General features: G+C 37.2%; 11 protein-coding genes. 6 read left to right on the forward strand and 5 right to left on the reverse strand.

Annotated elements, in window-relative coordinates; translation table 11 throughout:
* The first annotated feature begins 384 nt into the window (after positions 1-384).
* Entirely contained in the window at positions 385-960 is a 576-nt protein-coding gene (locus tag RHTP_RS00610; protein WP_138106115.1) for a hypothetical protein, read from the forward strand.
* A gap of 198 nt (positions 961-1158) precedes the next feature.
* Positions 1159-1632, forward strand: coding sequence for a hypothetical protein (locus tag RHTP_RS00615; protein ID WP_138106116.1), 474 nt, complete (start codon positions 1159-1161; stop codon positions 1630-1632).
* On the opposite strand, the gene menD is transcribed toward RHTP_RS00615, so the two are convergent.
* The 5 genes from menD to RHTP_RS00640 all read right to left on the reverse strand — a co-directional run bounded on the left by menD (position 1629) and on the right by RHTP_RS00640 (position 9449).
* Positions 1629-3314 carry a 2-succinyl-5-enolpyruvyl-6-hydroxy-3-cyclohexene-1-carboxylic-acid synthase gene (gene menD / locus RHTP_RS00620; protein ID WP_138106117.1) on the reverse strand — a complete coding sequence of 562 codons (1686 nt, stop codon included), beginning with the start codon at positions 3312-3314 and terminating at the stop codon, positions 1629-1631. The two genes, RHTP_RS00615 and menD, sit on opposite strands and share 4 nt — an antisense overlap.
* Positions 3311-4513 carry an isochorismate synthase gene (locus tag RHTP_RS00625; protein WP_138106118.1) on the reverse strand — a complete coding sequence of 401 codons (1203 nt, stop codon included), beginning with the start codon at positions 4511-4513 and terminating at the stop codon, positions 3311-3313. The genes menD and RHTP_RS00625 overlap by 4 nt, the downstream gene beginning before the upstream one ends.
* Entirely contained in the window at positions 4510-5232 is a 723-nt protein-coding gene (gene ubiE / locus RHTP_RS00630) for a bifunctional demethylmenaquinone methyltransferase/2-methoxy-6-polyprenyl-1,4-benzoquinol methylase UbiE (RefSeq protein WP_138106119.1), read from the reverse strand. Before ubiE ends, RHTP_RS00625 begins: the two co-directional genes overlap by 4 nt.
* 95 nt (positions 5233-5327) lie before the next feature.
* A complete protein-coding gene (gene typA / locus RHTP_RS00635; protein WP_244609501.1) occupies positions 5328-7151 on the reverse strand; it encodes a translational GTPase TypA in 1824 nt (607 codons plus the stop codon).
* 141 nt (positions 7152-7292) lie between these two features.
* Entirely contained in the window at positions 7293-9449 is a 2157-nt protein-coding gene (locus tag RHTP_RS00640) for a hypothetical protein (protein WP_138106120.1), read from the reverse strand.
* A gap of 429 nt (positions 9450-9878) precedes the next feature.
* Here RHTP_RS00640 and RHTP_RS00645 point away from each other — a divergent pair, with 429 nt between their 5' ends.
* From RHTP_RS00645 to gyrB, 4 genes are all read left to right on the forward strand, one after another.
* Complete coding sequence (locus RHTP_RS00645; RefSeq protein ID WP_138106121.1) at positions 9879-13172, forward strand: autotransporter outer membrane beta-barrel domain-containing protein; 3294 nt, start codon at positions 9879-9881, stop codon at positions 13170-13172.
* 313 nt (positions 13173-13485) lie between these two features.
* The gene (mgtE, locus tag RHTP_RS00650; protein ID WP_138106200.1) at positions 13486-14934 is read left to right on the forward strand and encodes a magnesium transporter; all 1449 of its coding nucleotides are present in this window, start codon (positions 13486-13488) and stop codon (positions 14932-14934) included.
* A 76-nt stretch (positions 14935-15010) separates the two neighbouring features.
* Positions 15011-15319 (forward strand): DciA family protein, encoded by a 309-nt coding sequence (locus RHTP_RS00655; protein WP_138106122.1) that lies wholly within the window; start codon positions 15011-15013, stop codon positions 15317-15319.
* A gap of 18 nt (positions 15320-15337) precedes the next feature.
* Entirely contained in the window at positions 15338-17821 is a 2484-nt protein-coding gene (gene gyrB / locus RHTP_RS00660; RefSeq protein WP_305781717.1) for a DNA topoisomerase (ATP-hydrolyzing) subunit B, read from the forward strand.
* Positions 17822-17834 lie beyond the last annotated feature (13 nt).

Below are 17834 nucleotides of genomic sequence, written 5' to 3' on the forward strand. Positions count from 1 at the left end.
TGCATGGAATTGTACAGCTGAGAGAGTGATATAAAAAGAAAAGTTTTAATGAAGATATCGCAAGCGAGCCCTGCATAGCTCGCGGAGACGATACGAATGAAGATAGAAAAATTTATGTTCTAAGTGTCTAAAAAATGGTTGCAATATCACCCTTAACTGTCTCTGCGAAGACCTCGGCATTAAATTCCTTACTGGCTTCCAGAATTTTGGAATCAATTGGCTTGCGGCGTGACATAGAACCTCCTTAAATTTGAGGTCTTTACTATGCCATATTACCTAATCTGCTATCAAAAATTTTTAGTTAAATCGCCCTGGGTTTATATGATATTACTTTTAATTAAGTATAAATAAAATATTAAATTATATTTTAATGGAATTAGAAAAATGCCTACGTTTAAGATTATCCAATCTATGGAAGACATTAGACTTAGTAATCGATGGAGCGATTCTGAAGTTTCTGAAAATGAAGATAAACATTTTAATGCAAGAGGTAGGATCGTAAATGATAATTATGATGGACCTCGATATCAAGTAATTTCAGAAAAGCAACGAGCCCTCTCTCTTTTAGAGCGTTCTGGGCATATTTTTTTAGGGAGTGCTGCTGTTATTTGTTCTTTAGGTTTGGCTTATTTCTCTAGATCAATTAGGAATCGCTTCATAAAAAATAAAAAAACCATTTATTTTGCAATGCCTTTGGAAGGCATTAATACTGCAAAATTTGCTGCGCAAAAGTTTATTCAGCTCTTTGGAACAGAAGCCCTTCAGCATATTAACACTACAGACCAAAGAATTCTTTTTGAGCTTGCAAAGCTTGTTGCTCAGAGAGATGGAAAACGCATTTCTGAAGAGATTGAAAATTATGGGATTATAAAAGAAGAAGATCGGGTAGAAGTTGCAAAGTTTGCAGCTCAGCAGAATGGAGAGGAACCCCTGAATACATTAAAAACTATGATATTATAACACAGGAAGCTCTCATTAAAATTGCAAAGTTTGCTGCTCAGCAGGATGGGAATGGAACTTCTTTTTTCATTGAGAACTATAGTATCATAAAACAAAAATCTCGCATGGAAATAGCCAAATTGGCTGCTCAGCAAGATGGATCGGGAACTTCTGAATATATTAAGAAATATGGGATTACAAAAGAAGAAGAGCGTTCTTGTGGTCGATTCTGATGATTGGCAAGATCTTTTTCTTTCAGGAACAGAAGTTTTGGGGAGTTGTCAAAGAATTGATGAGGATCCTTCTTTCAATGTATGTCTTATGGCTTATGTTTTAGATGGTAAAAACCGGATTCTTTGTATTAAAGATCCCCTAACTGGAAAAATTTTGGCTCGTTGTATTTTCCGTCTTTTGTTCAAGGATGATCAACTAGTGCTTTTTCAAGAAAGAATCTATCCTAGCCCTTGTGATTATGAAGAGCTGTTAAACGAACTAGCAGAAACCCGCGCAAGAGAATTAGGCCTTGAGCTTTTTACTTGTAATACACAAGGTAATCTTAGCTCTGAAAAATTCACACTTGAATCAAAGGGAAGCTGCTCTCCCTATGAATATGTGGATGCTTCTTTTGAAGGAAAAACAAAAGGTGTATTTAGAATACATAAGGCAAAAAAAGTTCCTTTAGAAAAGAGCTAAAGAGAAATGGTATTTTCTGTCTGTTTTAGGGAAGAAAACATTTCTGAAAGCAGATTTTCGATTTGCCTATGATCTAAAAGGTTTTTTTCTCGATTGGTTGCAAGTTCAATGACGCAGGAATGAGGGTCTTGTTGTAAAATTTTTTTTAAAGAGGTGAGATCTTGAGGAGCATAATAGGCAAGAGAAAAAAGTTTTGCTGCTGAGGAAAAAGAGATTTCATGCGCTGTAGCAAAAAAAGTTTCTTTGATTGTTTTTGGTTGATCAAGAGGAAGAAAGGAAAAAATACCTCCACCTTGGTTGTTGATCACAATCAAGGTGCATGGATAGGGCGACTTGGCAACTAAAGCTAGCGAATTTAAGTCGTGCAAAAAACTCAAATCTCCAAGGAGCGCAAGGGTATGTTTTTGCGTACCTATTGCTATGCCGCAGGCGGTGGCAATATTACCATCAATTCCAGAGAGTCCGCGGTTAGCAAAAGCAGGTCCTGAAACTAGGGGAAGGTAGCAGTTAGCATCCCGGATCGGCATACTATTTCCTAGAAAAAGAGCGGAATTTTTTTGTTGAAGAAGATGAGCTATTGCAGGCTCCGAGAGGATTGTTTGCTTAAGAAAATAATCGGATAGCTTTTTTGAGGTATGCATTTGTCTTGTCTGCCAAAAGCTGAGATGAGGGGTGTCTTTAGGGATATCAAGCTTAAGACATAGCATTTGGCAAAAAGAAGAGATGTCTGATTGAATGCGATGATTGATAATGTGAGCTGGATCAAAACGATGAGGGCCTTCTAAGACTTGCAGATAGAATTTAGGAGGGGTTTTTTCCAATGTTTGTAAAAGGATCTTGGAAACAAAGCGCTCACCAATTTGAATAACTGCTTCAAAAGAGCAGGGATGCGTTTTTAAGATCAGATCAAAATGAGAGATGATCAAAGGATGGTTGAGAGCTCTTAAAGGGGAAAGAATATCAGGAAAAATAGGCCAGTTTAATTTCTCTGCTAGAGCAACTACAGGATCTACAGGACTTGTTGCAGTTGCGATGATCACTCCATTTGTATGCTCTTTTAAGTGAGATGCATATTGTTCAATGATTGAGCAGCTGGGGATTAGACAAGCGCGTGTGTAATATATAGAAGGAAGTGTTTCTAGTGATTTGTGTTCAGAAGAAAGAGGTTCTCGAAACATACAATTAAGATGAACTGGCCCTTGAGCGTAATAAACTGCTTGAGCAACTGTTGTAGAAAGAGACTTTATAGAAGAGAGTTCATCAGCACAGGGAAGATCTATTTGCCAATTCACATAAGATCCAAAAATGTTAACCTGATTACAACTTTGGTTAGCACCGCAATCACGTAATTCAGGAGGGCGATCTGCTGTTAATAAAATAAGAGGAACAAAGTCGTGCTTTGCTTCCATCACTGCGGGCAGAAGGTTACCAACTGCTGTACCAGAAGTAACTAGGAGTGCAACAGGCTTTTTACTAGCTTTGGCACACCCTAATGCATAAAAGGCTAATCCTCTCTCATCGAAATGAATATGACTGCGTGCTTCGAAGTGATTGGCAATAGCTAAAACAAGCGGAGTTGATCTAGAACCTGGAGCTAGAAAAAAATCCTGTACTCCTTGTTTAATGAGCTGATCTATGAGTTGGTAACTAAAATAATAGTTATTTTCAGCGATTGATTTCATGAAAGTATCCTACAAAAAGCAGCTGTTTTGGCTTCTAACTCTTCCCATTCTTTTAAAGGGTTGCTTCCTTGAACAATTCCAGCTCCAGCAAATATTTTTAAACAAGAGTTAGTTACAAGCGCTGATCGTATTCCAACAGCTATATCAGCTCCTTTAGTTCCCAACCATCCAATAGCTCCGCTATACCAGCCGCGCTGAAAGGGCTCTAAGGACTTTAAGAGTTTAAGGGCTTCTTGTGTAGGTGTTCCACATACAGCTGGTGTAGGATGAAGAGCTGCTAATATCTTTTGATCCGTACAATCAGAAGTTAAAGTAGCAATTACTTTATTGTATAGGTGTTGCACAGAAGTTGTACGCAGGATTTGATCCTCTTGCCAGTTTAACTGACTAGATAGAGGTAAAAGAGCCTTTTCGATAAAGTTTTTCACAAAGTTAAATTCTCGATTGTCTTTGGCAGAAGACCTAAGTTCACAAGCTAGCTCATCTTCATTTGTTCCACGCGGCCTTGTTCCTGCAATAGCTTCACTAAAAACCACATTTTTTTTTCTGTGGAACAAGGTTTCTGGAGTAGCTCCTAAAAAAGTAGAGCCTTTGGAAAATTCAAAGGCAAAGCAAGTTGCTGTTTCTGCTTTTTTTTCAAGAGCTTGTAACAAAGGCCAAGCAGGGGTAGTTGTAAATTGTGTTTGACGTGCAAGTACAATTTTTTCAAGGGCTTTGATAGAAAGTACATGTTCGACATTTTTTTCCCACTCAGCCCAACTGGGCAAATGAGAAACCTTAACACAAGGAGTAATCTGCCCTATAGGAGTCTCTGGTTTGAGATCTCTAAAAATCAGCGGATCGGAGTTTTGATTGATAAAGTGTGCAATCAGTGTAATTTTATCATCAGTTTGGACAACTTCAAAGCGCGGCAAAAAGAACAAAGTACTGGGAAGGTCTTTCTCCCAAGCAGATTCAGGAAAATGGATACCTCCAAAGAAGCGAAGATCTATATCTTCTGTTTGCTCTATATGAGGGATGTCAGAGTAACACAGAAGAGAGCCTAGTGCCATGTGAGTTGTCTGAGTGTGTTTATCTTTCCAATAGACTTTAGGGTAGATGTCCTGAGAAGCCAGCCAGGAAATAGGGGAAAGATAGGAGAAATCAATAAAATAAGAATCGTAGGAAAAAGGCGTGTTATTTACAAAAAAAGTTTTCATGTAATCCGATCTCCTTGGTAAATACAAACAGCGCCACCTGTAAAAGAAGTAGCTTTTACCGATGTAAACCCCACATCTTTTAAATAGGCGCAAAATTTTTCCCCGCAAGGGAAACTAGAAATTGTATCGTTTAGATACCGGTAGGCTTGAGGTTGCCCGGAGATCACTCCTCCTAGAAAGGGTAAAAGATAACGTAGATAAAAATGATGCCCTGCTTTTAATAATCGATTGTTAGGAACTGCTCCTTCTAGAATTAAAAGTCTACCTTGTGGCTTTAATACACGAAAACACTCTTGAAGTGCTTTATTAACATCTACGACGTTTCGAATACCAAAAGAAATGGAGATACAATCAAAACAACTATTTTCAAAGGGAAGATCTAGTAAACTAGCTTCTTGTAGAGAAATACAGGAATCAAAACCTTTTTTTTTGATTTTCTGATTTGCTATTTGCAACATTTCTTGAGATAGATCGATCCCTGTAGCAGAAGTGATTTTTTTAGAATAGCGCATGAAAGCTAATAATTGATCCGCAGTTCCTGTTGCGCAATCCAGCAGGGTCAATGCTTTTTTTTCTGGTAAAAATGCGGCCATTTTTTTCCGCCATAAGCAATCTAGCCCAAAAGTCATAACCCGGTTTACCATGTCATATGTAGGAGAGATTTTATCAAACATCTTCCAAATTTCAAACCTTGAAGGGGGATTTTTTTCTCTTAACATGATAAAACCAACTTATAAGCTGCTTTAAAGCATATAAACATTTTCGAGAAAAAAAGAAAAGCGCCTTAATTTTTTTTAAGGCGCTAAAAGGATTTTTAAGAGCGTTTGCGCTCGTTTTCTGAGAGGTGTTTTTTGCGCAATCTAATAAAATGAGGAGTGGTTTCGATTAACTCATCATTTTCAATAAAATCAATAGCTTGTTCTAAGGTAAATTTACGCGGTGGAGCCAGAATAATGTTTTCATCGGTTCCCGAAGCTCTCACATTCGTAAGCTGTTTTCCGCGTACAATATTTACTACCAGATCATTATCTCTATTGTTCTCTCCTACAATCATCCCTTCATAGACATCATCCCCAGGAGCTACAAATAGAGTCCCTCTGTTTTGTATGCTAAAACTAGCATATCCTGTAACTTTGCCCGGTCCATTTGAAATAAGAACACCTTTTGGTCTGCCCTCAATGGGTCCTTTCCATGGAGCGTAGCTGTCAAAGACCGAAGTTAAAATACCTAAGCCTTTGGTCATAGTTAGAAAATCATTGCGGTATCCCATTAAACCGCGAGTAGGGACTAGGAATTCCAAGCTAGTAATATCATGTTCATTTGTACTTAAGGAGCGCATTTCAGCTTTGCGACGAGAAAGCTCTTCAATCACACTACCTGAAAATTCCTGAGGCACTTCAATATGAACGCTTTCAAACGGTTCATGTTGAGCTCCTTCCACTTCTTTTAAGATAACCTGAGGTTTACAAATGGTAAATTCATAACCTTCCCTACGCATAGCTTCGATTAAAACCGCTAAATGCAGTTCTCCTCTACCACAAACCCGAACAGCATCATCTCGAAAATGATCCTCAATTTTCAAAGAGATGTTAGCTAGCTTTTCTTGGGCTAGTCGCTCTCTTATTTTATTCATTGTTATATGTTTGCCATCTTTACCTACAAAAGGGGAATTATTAACCATTAATTCAACAGATAATGTAGGTTCTGCAAGTATAATGGGGGGGAGTTGTACAATGTGGGAAGGATCGCATAGAGTGTCACCAATAGTAATCTCAGCAATTCCTGAAATGCAAACGATATCTCCTACACCAGCTTCATCAACTTCTACCTTTTTTAATCCGTGATATCCCTCAATACGAGTTACTTTATGTGAAGAGGTGTGCCCATTCATATCTACTTTGCTAATGGTTTGTCCTTTAGTGATTTTTCCTTCGAGAATACGACCACAAGCCTGACGACCTACAAAATCATCATAGCTCAACGTACTAGCTTGCATGAGGAAAGGTAGTTCTAGGCTACCTGGAGGAGGGGAGACATTCTCGATAATCATTTCAAATAAAGGTCGCATGTTTACACGTGGGTCATTTGGTTCACGTGTAGCAAAGCCAGATAATCCAGATGCGTAGCAGATAGGAAATTCAAGCTGCTGATCGTTGGCGCCTAATTCAACAAATAAATCAAAAGTAAGGTCTAAAGCTCGATCTGGATTTGCATGTGGGCGATCAATTTTATTAAGCACAACAATAGGCTTTAAGCCAATTTTTAACGCTTGAGCAAGCACAAAACGAGTTTGAGGCATGGGACCTTCTTGAGCATCTATCAGAAGAAGAACGGAATTGACCATACCTAAAACGCGCTCTACTTCGCCTGAAAAATCAGCATGGCCAGGAGTGTCTATAATATTAATTTTAAATTCATCAAATTCAATACTGGTATGCTTGGCAAAGATGGTAATTCCTCTTTCTTTTTCCTGATCGTAATTATCCATCATTCTTTCAGTAGTAGCTTCGTTTTCGCGAAAGATATTGGATTGTTTAAGTAGGCTATCTAATAGAGTTGTTTTACCATGATCAATGTGAGCGATAATCGCAATATTACGAATCTTTTTGGGGTCGCGGATTTTTTTGGAATAAGACATAAAAAGGAATCTCTTAGGGTTATCAGTTGATTGATGATTTTAAAACAATCTTCATTAAAATGCTAGTTTAAGAACCTTTAAGAAAATCCTTAAATTTTTATTAAATTTTTTATTGAAAAAAAGTTTATCTGTAAAAGGGATTTAAAGACGTGAAGCTTTAATGAAATCTGGCTCTGCCTTAAGGGGGCTTACTCGAATGAAGTCTTGGACAAGGTGACCCTGGATGGTTTCTCTATTCAACGAATCTTTTTGTACGAGGTTGCATGTTCGTAAATGGTTTAATAATCCATTACGAGTTTCCTCATCACTGACTAAAAACCCCTTAAAATAGGAAGGGTCGATCCTTTCTTTTAACATGATTTCATGACCACTCCAATTATTCTCATCAAAGCGTTTTTGCTGGATTGTCTTTGTAAATTCTAAAATGTTAGGGCGATTAAGATAGGTCCCTTCAGGCTGTCCTAACATTGATTCATGATTGACTAATCTACTTCCAAAACTGTTTTTAAGATGTTGATATGTCCCGGTTTCTAAAGCATCAAGAGAAATCAAGACGCGCACTTTGCTCTGATAGTCTAAGTGGTTTGTATTAAAGCTTTCAGAAACCGCATCTTTTATCGTAAGCATCTGTGTGTAGATGCTATCAGCGCCGCCTGAGCAGTAATCCCAACCAGGACCACCTGTTTTATTAATTTGAAGCTTAGCTTTTATTTCTTGAGATAACATACCCATTGAGAGCATCGAAGCGGCTCGTTGATACAAACTTTGCTGATTTGTATAGGCGCCTGTAACTGCAGCGGTAAGATGACACCCTCCTGATTTTTGGATTTCATCAGAAAGTCCTTTGATCTTGTAGCGGATTCTTCCAGGTAGAATTTCAGTTTCTTGTATTTGATGAAAATATTTATTATATATCTCTCTCATCTCAGGGGACTTCTCAATCATTTTATCAAGTAATTCTCGTGTAGGAAGAGTAAAAAAAGCTTCGCTCCTCTCAAAAGTAGTAGCCTCTTTTGGAAAAAATATTCGGAATAAATGTCCCGTTTTTAAGCGATCTAGGTCTTCTTTTAAGGAAGAAGTAATTGCTGTATCAAGATCAGCTAGAGACAAAAGTTCATACAGATCAAAGAGGTTTTTTTCCCGATCCATTAAAACTACGACTCGATCGAATAGATTGGGATAATCCCGAGATGCTCCTATATGAATTTCACCTAGTCCTGAAACTATAATTTGATATATTTCCTTATAAGGATCGTAGTTATTAGATTCTTTATGTTCTTCGATATAAAGAGATTGTGCATGAGAGCCCGTGAGTTGCAAAATATCGCAAATCTCTGAAGAGTTGAGCATCTGAAGCTGATTAATAGTTTCTTGTAGTTTTTCTCGAAAAACGTGATTCACTTTAAACTCACATTCAGTTAGCTCTTTGCCATCAATCACTACTGTTCTAAAGGCAAGATTTGCTCCTTTGACCAAGCCTTTTCCGTATCCGTGAAAATGACTTCCAAAATCGTACTCTTTTTCTTGGTTAGATAGGCTTACCTTATTTTCATCAATTTTCCCGTTTAGGTCGATTAAGTTATGGTGGAGTAGATGTCTAGCAGATCTGCCCTTCAGTGCTTGGCTGATAAGGCTTTGGTGTTTTTGTAGTGCAAATAACGCATTTCTTTTTTGAATCAAACCTCTGTAGTTATTAGCTTGATTAAGGCGCATGGCTGCCATTCCTAGTTTGGCGGCTGCTTCTATATAATGCTGCTTGGAAATTTCCTCTTTCATTTGATAAAGCTGAAGAGCTGTTTGAAATAGCACCGATAAAAGAATGATTTCTAAAGAGCCGGTAAGGATAAAGGCTACATAAAGCCCACTTGCCAGCGTCTGCAAAGCTTCTTCAGCAGCTTTATCGTACTTTTCTTGTACCGCGTAGTAGATAATGGAGTAGGTTCCTTGTGCAGTGTCTAAAGAGCTTGTAAGTAATTGACCCATCTTTATATTCAGAATGCTTGAAGTTAAAGAAACAATCGCAAGAGCTGTTTGCGCAACTTCTTTACTAATATTTTTCCACTCCTTTTTTTCTTCATAATAAGTCAACTTTAAATGGCTGATAACACGACAAGAGCCCATTCCTAAAGAGAGGGCAGTTCCAGCAGGTCGATATAGAGCAACAAAAGGAATTGTTGCCAATGCAATACGTCTGAGCTTGTAGTCCTCTCCTGGAGCTTCTGGCAAATCGAGATCATAGCGACAATGATCCGTCTCAGAAGAAAAAATAGAATGTTTGAACCAATTAATATAATTCATGGTAAGAATTATAAACTAATAGTTTGTTTTAGGTAAGTTTGTTTATTTTTTTTAATTGTAATAACAGATTTTGTTATTAAGTAAGTTAAGCTTAGAGCTATCGGGATTTCAACCAGGAGAAGAACGATAGATCTCTTTACCTTTGAAAGATTCTTGTGAATTAGACCTTCCTTGCAATCCTATTTTAATTTTAAAACCGATCCAATTTTTAGCTAATTATCCTCATTTTTTAAGAGGTAAGGATAGCAGGTTCAATAATTTTAAAATATTAATTATTTTTTTAAATTAATAATAATAAATTATATTTTAATTATTAAAATAAATAAACATCGTAAAGTTAATATTAATTAATTATCTGTACTTGAATAAAAAAAGAATAAAATGCCAAAACGCATTCTAAAGTTACTTTTGTATGCATAAGGAGATTTTGTGAAAAAAATAAAAATAATACCTAATTCTATTATTAAGTTATTGGGAATTTCATGCTGTTCTTGGATGGCATGGACATCTATAAACGCTCATTCTGAGCAAATAGCAATAGACGCTAATGTAGTGCAGGCGTTTGAATCCATTAATAATCGCCGTGTTAAAACTCCTTTAGAGGTCGTGTTTAACAAGAATTTTGCAAGCTCTGAAGAAAATACGGCAACGGCTGAATCTACAATTGTTATTCAAAAGCCACTGACATTTGATGGAAGTAATAAAACAATTAAGTTAGCAAACACTGCAGATCATCATCAAGAGTTATTGAAAATAGAAATGCTTGAAAGAATGGATGCATGTACTTTTAAAAATATAGGTTCCATTGAAGGAGACGTCAATCTTGTAAAAGGAATTTTTTCTGTGCCTGTTGGAGTTGTCAAAGGAACAGTTAAAAATAATGCAGAGCTTGTTTTAGTAGCAAGTGATGGTCAAATAATAGATCAAAGGATCACAGGTTCTGGTATTGTTAAAATCCAAGGGACAGGGACAGCTAAGTTGCAAACGCCCTATCCTATTGAAAAAGGGATCATATTTAGCGGAGAGGGAAATAAAATTTCTTCTTTGGTCGTTAATACCACAACCGCTCCTAAAGAATATATAGTGGCTCTTAAAGAAGGAGATTGGATTGCTTTTGATCAGGATTTCAATGGTACTTATGAAGGTGCTCTCTCTGGAGCAGGCGGTTTGGCAAAATTAGGTAAAGGAGTACTTACCTTAACGGGAAATAATAAAGATCGTAATTCTATTACTCGGATCTTTTCTGGAGAAATTTCTATTAATAGCCCTGAAAACTTGGGAGCTCATGGCTTTATTTCTTTTAAAGGAGGAGCCCTGCATGTTACAGACTCCTTAGGAATAGAGAATTCCCTTATTGGAGATGTGCGTCTGATTGTCGATGAAGGAAAAATAGTAGAAGTTTCAGGATCAGTTGGCAACGAGCAAATACCAATAAGCTCTCTTTCTATTGAGGGCAGAGGAACAGTTTGTTTAAAAGGGCCTAATTCTTACCAAGGAGACACCAACGTATCGGGAGCTACACTCCAACTGGAATCCGAGGCTAATTTAGGAGAAGGAAGACTTATCCTAAAACACGCAACGCTAAAAGCTGCACCAGATATTGCACACTTAGATTTAAAACGCGATATGGTTTTAGATGGGTCTGGCATAATACATGCAAGCGATAGAACGATAAATGTTTTAGGAAATATTTCTAGCAAGTCAAAGCAAGCTCGTCTGATTAAAGAGGGACCAGGAAAACTAGCTATTCATGGAAATTTGCATAACGCAAACTTATCTATTAAAGAAGGGATTGTGCATGTAAGTCCGGCTTTTGGAACAGAAGAAAAACCGGTTTTTCAAAGCATTAAAAATGTTCAAGAGATCTTTAGTAAAATAGATGTGTTTAAAGAAAATGCTTTGTCTTTAAAAGAGTCTCCTATGAAGATTTTAAATAATATTTCCATTCATGCTAATGCAGAGTTAACAGTTGACAGAAGCTTGATATACATAAATGATCTTTCTGGCGATGGACATGTTGTGCTACGTGCTAAGTCAGGTTATGCAGTTATTGAGTCAGGGGATTTTACAGGTTCTATATCTACCTCTTCCCACCACAAAGAAAACGACCCAACAATTGTTAAAACAGGTAAGGGAGAATTGAAATTAAGAGGTGATAACTCTAACTTATTTGCAAATCTAGTGATCAGAGAAGGAAAAGTACAGGCAAATGGTTCAATAGGAGCCGATGTATTTGTAACAGAAGCAGGTATTTTTAGCGGTAATAGCTCTGTTATTAACCTATTAAACCAAGGTAGAGTAGCTCCAGGTAATTCCATAGGGACACTTCGTATTGAGGAAGATTTTAAACAAGGACCATTAGGATGTTTAGATATTGAAGTAAACGCACAAGGGGAATCAGATGTTGTTAAAGTGGGAGATAAAGCTTCTTTAGCAGGGCGTTTACGTATTTTACCTGAGCCTGGAATTTACCAGAAAGGAACAGAGTATACGATTTTAGAAGCAAAAAAAGTAGAAGGGACTTTTGACAACGTAGAAAATACAGCTTTGGATATTGTTTTATTTGATGTTGGGTATAAGCCAGATGAGGTTGTAATATGTGTTACAAAAACCATGTATCAATTGCCCATGGATGATAACATGTCAGATCTTTCTAGAAGTTTGACTAATCTTATGCAGCAGGCACAGTTTAAAGAAGGAACCGATGCTTTTAAAGTTATTAAAAATATTTTTAGTATTGATAACTCAAAGGATTTAGAAAAAGTATATTCTCAGATGACACCTGTTCAATTAGGGGGCATGACCTACGAGAGTTATATCAATGCTTCTAATGTAGCAAATAGTTTTACCAACGCTTTGCGCCGCAATGATAGATGTGTTGATTCTATTTCTACAATTTGGGTTGAACCTATTGGACATTATGCTCATCAAAAACATGGGTGTGGGCTAGAAAATTATAAATCTTATATGGGAGGAGTTGTTTTAGGAGGCAATCATTTTGCTAACGAAAATATAGTAATTGGTGCTGGAATTGGCTATACTGATTCTTTGTTAAAATGGGGTAAGAACACTGCCTCATCACATATTGCTAGTTTTTATGCAGGCTTAAATGGTGGTTGGGTAGGAGACTGCTTTTACGCAAATGCTTCCCTTATTGCATCTACAAATACTTTTAGAAATAAACGTCATTTAAAATTTGCAAAAGTTGATCATGTAATAAAAAGCAAGCATCACGGGGTTGGTTTAACATCTCGCGTGGAAGCTGGCTACAATCTTGCTGTAACACAAAACATTTATTTAAGACCTTTTGTAGATTTAGACATTTATCATGTTTTTGAAAGGCCGGTTAATGAGAAGAGATCTGCTCCTATCCATTTCCATAGAGCTGCTTTGACATCTCACGAACTTCGAGGCAAAATTGCAATGGAAGCAACAGGAAACTTCACCTGCAATTCCCTGTGTTTTTCCCCTGGAGTGCTTTTAGGTTGGATTGCGCAAACTCCGATTGGCAAAGCTGATTATAAAGTATCTTTAAATGATACCGGTAAGCATTTAGATGTTAAAGGATTTCAAAAACATAAAATCAATCAACAAGTGGCAGTAGGGGCAAATGTTGTGGCTAGTTATAAAACAACCGCTGTTTCTTTGTATTATGAGCTTGATTTAGGAAAAAATCACTCTCTTATCCATCAAGCAGCTGCTAGCATAGATTTGAAGTTCTAAAAAAGTGAGTCCCGGGTCAAACCGGGACTCATGTTTTCTGGATTATTTTAAGAAGAAAGAAGAAGCATCTACTCTAAATCAAAATAAAAAATAGAATTTTCATAAAACAATAGTAGTATTTTTTTGAATCTTTTTTGAAAAAGAATGTTTTTTCATTGAAAAAATATTAGTTTGCAAAGTATACTTTGCGTGAATTTGTTGCATTTTTGTTTAAAACAAATTTTTCTTTGCGCGCTTTATAAATAAAGCCTCTATTTACTCTTTAAATTAAAAGGGAGGTGACCTTGTGTCAATTACCTCTGAAAAAGATAAGATGGTTTTGCTAACCGAAGAGCAAAAAGACTCTAATGGCTTAACAGAATCTAAAACTTCCCATTTACACGATGTTCTACGAAAAAAGCTTGAGCTTGCTTTTCACAAACAAACCTCTACAGTTGTTGTTCATGATATTATAAAAATAGTGGCAGAACATTCTGCTATTGACCTAGCTTATGCTGCTTCAGAACTTCCCCCACGTGCCAGACCTGTGATTTACGAGAACTTATCCAATAGCAATGACAAAATTGCTTTTTTGATTAATACAGATAGTAGCACAAGATCTGCTGTATTACATCATATCAGCGATGAAGAAATAAAGAATGTTTTAGAAGAAATGGCTCCTGATGAAGGGGTCGAGATCTTAGAGGATATTCCTGAAAGGCGTTTTAGACGAGTGATGGAAATCTTAGAACCCGCAAAAGCTGCAAAGATTCGAGAGATTAAGAAACACCAGCGCAATACGGCTGGACGTTTAATGACAAATGAATTTTTTTCTTTTACAATGGATGTGAAAGTAGAAGAAGCTGCATCTTATATTAGAGATAATCCAGGGATTGATTTAACAAGGCAAATTTTTATTGTTAATCAAGAGGGAGTATTGCAGGGATATGTCCCTGCAAGAAATTTGATTGTAAATGCACCGCATCTACCGCTTAAACAAGTTATGCGTCCTGTTTTACACAAAGTAACAGCCGATGCCTCCCGTGAAGAAGTGGTGGAAATTGTTGAAAGATATAAAAGCACTGCCTTAACAGTTGTAGATAGCAATAATCGATTAGTCGGTGTGATTACTAATGAAGATGTCCTTGATGCTATAGCCGATATTGCTGATGAAACAATTGCAAATATGGCAGGTACTGCGGAAAAATTTAGTGAACACGAACCTTTTATAAAAAGATTTTTATCCCGAGCTCCTTGGCTAATTGTAACTCTCTGTGCCGGTTTAATCAACGTGGGGGTAATGTCCTCTTTTCAAAGATATGATGGAGGGATTTTAACCTTTGTGATGTTTTTTGTGCCTTTGATTACAGGTATGTCTGGTAACATAGGTATTCAATGTAGTACAATCCTTGTAAGAAGTATGGCAATTGGATTAATTTCAGTGACCAATCGTACAGAAGCTATCTTAAAAGAATTGCTTATCGGAATAACTGCTGGTACAACTTTTGGATTGCTATGTGGGGTTTCTGTATATGCGCTTGATTTTGTAGGAGTTTCTGGATCTGGGTTTACTCCTGTGGCTGTTGGAATTATGGTTGGTATAGGATTAATGGGGGCTTGTATTGGAAGTACTGCTTTAGGTGTATTTTCTCCTTTATTTTTTGCGCGGATCGGAATAGATCCTGCTGTAGCATCAGGGCCTATTGTTACAGCTCTAAATGATTTTTTATCCATGTCTATTTATTTTTTAATAGCCATTGGTTTAAGTTCATTATTTTTTTGATATTGCCATTTTGCCAGGACTCTAATATAGTCTGCTACTATAGGATTATATGAATGTCCAAGCGTTATAAGATTAGATGAGAAAAGATAGCCGTTTAACAAATAAGTTGCTTGTAAACCTTTTGCCTAAAATGCTTGAGCGGATTGCTGCCATGCAAAAAGATCGGCCAGATTTAATTCTGTCGGCATGGCAGGAAATTATCGGGAAGGATCTTGCTGTTATGGCTCAAGCAATAGGCTTTGAAAAAGGGATTTTAATGGTAAAGGTTAGTAATTCTACTTTATATAGCTTACTTGCCCAACATGAAAAAAAACGTTTACTGCAAATGTTGCGTAAAAAATTTCCCTCTATTGATATAAAAACAATTCATTTTCGTATCGGTTAACTATAATTGAGATAAGGTATGACCACAATGACCAAAGAAGAACAATATGATGCTAGTTCCATTACCGTCCTAGAAGGATTGCAAGCGGTAAGAGAGCGTCCCAGCATGTATGTCGGTGATACACAAACCAATGGGTTGCATCAGCTTGTTTACGAAGTAGTAGATAATAGCGTTGATGAGGCTTTAGCTGGTCATTGCAGTGAAATTTCTATTTTCATTCATAAGGATAATTCCGTAACAGTTCAAGATAATGGAAGAGGAATTCCTGTTGGACGTCATGCTCAAGAATCAAAAAAACAGGGTCGGGACGTTTCTGCAATTGAAGTAGTTATGACCATTTTGCATGCAGGTGGTAAGTTTGATAAAAATACCTATAAGGTTTCAGGTGGACTTCATGGAGTAGGGGTTTCTTGTGTCAATGCTTTATCTGAGATATGTGATGTTGAGGTGCGTCAAAATGGCAAGGTTTATTTCATTCAATTTTCCAAAGGCAAGGTGGTTCACCCTCTCAAGCAGATAGGGGAGAGCAAAGAACACGGTACAAAGGTCACTTTTAAACCTGATGCAACCATTTTTACCGTATTGGTCTTCGACCATGATTTACTATTAAAGCGCTTTCGTGAGTTAGCTTTTTTAAACAAAGGGTTAACCATTCGTTTTCGTGATGAAAGACAAGCAGATTCGCAAGAGCTGGTTTTTTGTTATGAAGGGGGAGTTAAATCTTTTGTAGAATACTTGAATGAAAATAAAACGCCTATTTTCCCAAAACCGATTTACATCTATGGATCAAAAGAGGGTGTAGATGGAATGGTAGACTTTGAAGTTGCCATGCAATGGAATACCACCTATTCAGAGAATGTGTATTCCTATGTAAATAATATATCAACGCGTATGGGAGGAACACATGTTAGTGGATTTTCTACAGCTTTAACACGTGTTTTAAACCAATATATTAAGACTCATAATCTGTTGAAAAGCGATAAGATGACGGTCCAGGGCGATGATATGAGAGAGGGGCTCACTGCTGTTTTATCTGTAAAGGTACCCAATCCTCAATTTGAAGGACAAACCAAACAAAAGCTAGGCAACAATGAAGTAGGCTCGCTTGTGCAACAGATTACAGGGGAGCACTTGGCGGTATTTTTAGAAGAGAATCCAGTCATTGCTCGCATGATTGTAGAAAAAGCTATTCTTGCAGCTCAAGCTAGAGATGCTGCTCGAAGGGCAAGGGAATTAACCCTGCGCAAAAGCGCATTAGATACAGCAAGGCTGCCTGGAAAATTAACCGATTGCCAAGAAAGAGATCCCGCGCTTTGTGAACTGTTTATTGTAGAAGGGGATTCAGCAGGAGGATCAGCAAAAACAGGCCGCGATCGTAGATTCCAAGCCATTCTTCCCATTCGTGGAAAAATCCTTAATGTGGAAAAAGCACGTTTGGAAAAAGTTTTGCAGAATCAAGAAGTAGGTGCAATGATTGCAGCATTTGGTTGTGGAATTGGACAAGGTAATTTTAATCTGGAAAAATTGCGCTATCATAAGATTATCATTATGACGGATGCTGATGTTGACGGTTCTCACATTCGTACTCTATTGCTAACCTTTTTCTATCGCCACATGCCAGCTTTAATCGAAAATGGTTTTGTGTATATCGCACAACCTCCTTTATTTAAAGTTACACGCAAAAAAACGAGCCGATATATTCACAGTGAAAAAGATATGGATGAGTACCTGTTAAAACTAGGTCTTGGCGATATTCAAATCCAGTTAGTAGGCCATAGCGATACACTATCTAAAGAGCTGCTTGAAGATTTGGTAAAACTCATTCGGGATGTAGAGGTATTTATCCTCTCTATTGAGAAAAAAAGCATTCCTTTTCGTGAATTTTTACAAGCTAAAGATGAAACAGGTAGACTTCCTCGTTTCCAGGTAAAATTAGGAGAGGAAGAGAAGTTGATTTACTCAGAAGAGGAATTTGTAGAAGTAAAACTATCACATGAGACTCTGCAAAGATCTAAACATGCTGAAACGCTAGCCTCTATCCCTATTGAAGAGCAAACGGTGGAAATGCAAACATTTCGTGTCAAAGGAATGCCTTTTGTAGAGCTATATGAAAAGAAGACTATTGATTCTTTGAAGACGCGCCTTTCACAGTTTAATTTTACACTTGATCAATATGTTATTGCTGACGGTAAGTTATTTGATATTATCGATGAAGAGGGCAAATACCATCCTATGTATACTTTGAAAGAAGGAATTGATTTTTTACGACAGAATGGACGTAAAGGAATCGAAATCCAACGGTATAAAGGATTAGGGGAAATGAATGCAGATCAGCTTTGTGATACGACAATGGATCCTCAAAAGCGCACTCTTCTTCATGTAACACTTCCCGATGCTATTGCAGCTGATCATACATTTACTATGCTTATGGGAGAAGAAGTTCCTCCTAGACGCAGGTTTATTGAGCAACATGCCCTATCAGTTAAGAATTTGGATATCTAAGGAGAGTTAACCA

This window comes from Candidatus Rhabdochlamydia sp. T3358 (genome assembly GCF_901000775.1).
Taxonomy (GTDB): domain Bacteria; phylum Chlamydiota; class Chlamydiia; order Chlamydiales; family Rhabdochlamydiaceae; genus Rhabdochlamydia.

Bases quoted from the DNA above. Each gene is read 5' to 3' on its own strand.
- RHTP_RS00625 (WP_138106118.1), bottom strand. From the start codon at position 4,513: ATGAAAACTTTTTTTGTAAATAACACGCCTTTTTCCTACGATTCTTAT.
- ubiE (WP_138106119.1), bottom strand. From the start codon at position 5,232: ATGTTAAGAGAAAAAAATCCCCCTTCAAGGTTTGAAATTTGGAAGATG.
- RHTP_RS00655 (WP_138106122.1), top strand. From the start codon at position 15,011: ATGAGAAAAGATAGCCGTTTAACAAATAAGTTGCTTGTAAACCTTTTG.
- menD (WP_138106117.1), bottom strand. From the start codon at position 3,314: ATGAAATCAATCGCTGAAAATAACTATTATTTTAGTTACCAACTCATA.
- mgtE (WP_138106200.1), top strand. From the start codon at position 13,486: ATGGTTTTGCTAACCGAAGAGCAAAAAGACTCTAATGGCTTAACAGAA.
- gyrB (WP_305781717.1), top strand. From the start codon at position 15,338: ATGACCACAATGACCAAAGAAGAACAATATGATGCTAGTTCCATTACC.
- RHTP_RS00640 (WP_138106120.1), bottom strand. From the start codon at position 9,449: ATGAATTATATTAATTGGTTCAAACATTCTATTTTTTCTTCTGAGACG.
- typA (WP_244609501.1), bottom strand. From the start codon at position 7,151: ATGTCTTATTCCAAAAAAATCCGCGACCCCAAAAAGATTCGTAATATT.
- RHTP_RS00610 (WP_138106115.1), top strand. From the start codon at position 385: ATGCCTACGTTTAAGATTATCCAATCTATGGAAGACATTAGACTTAGT.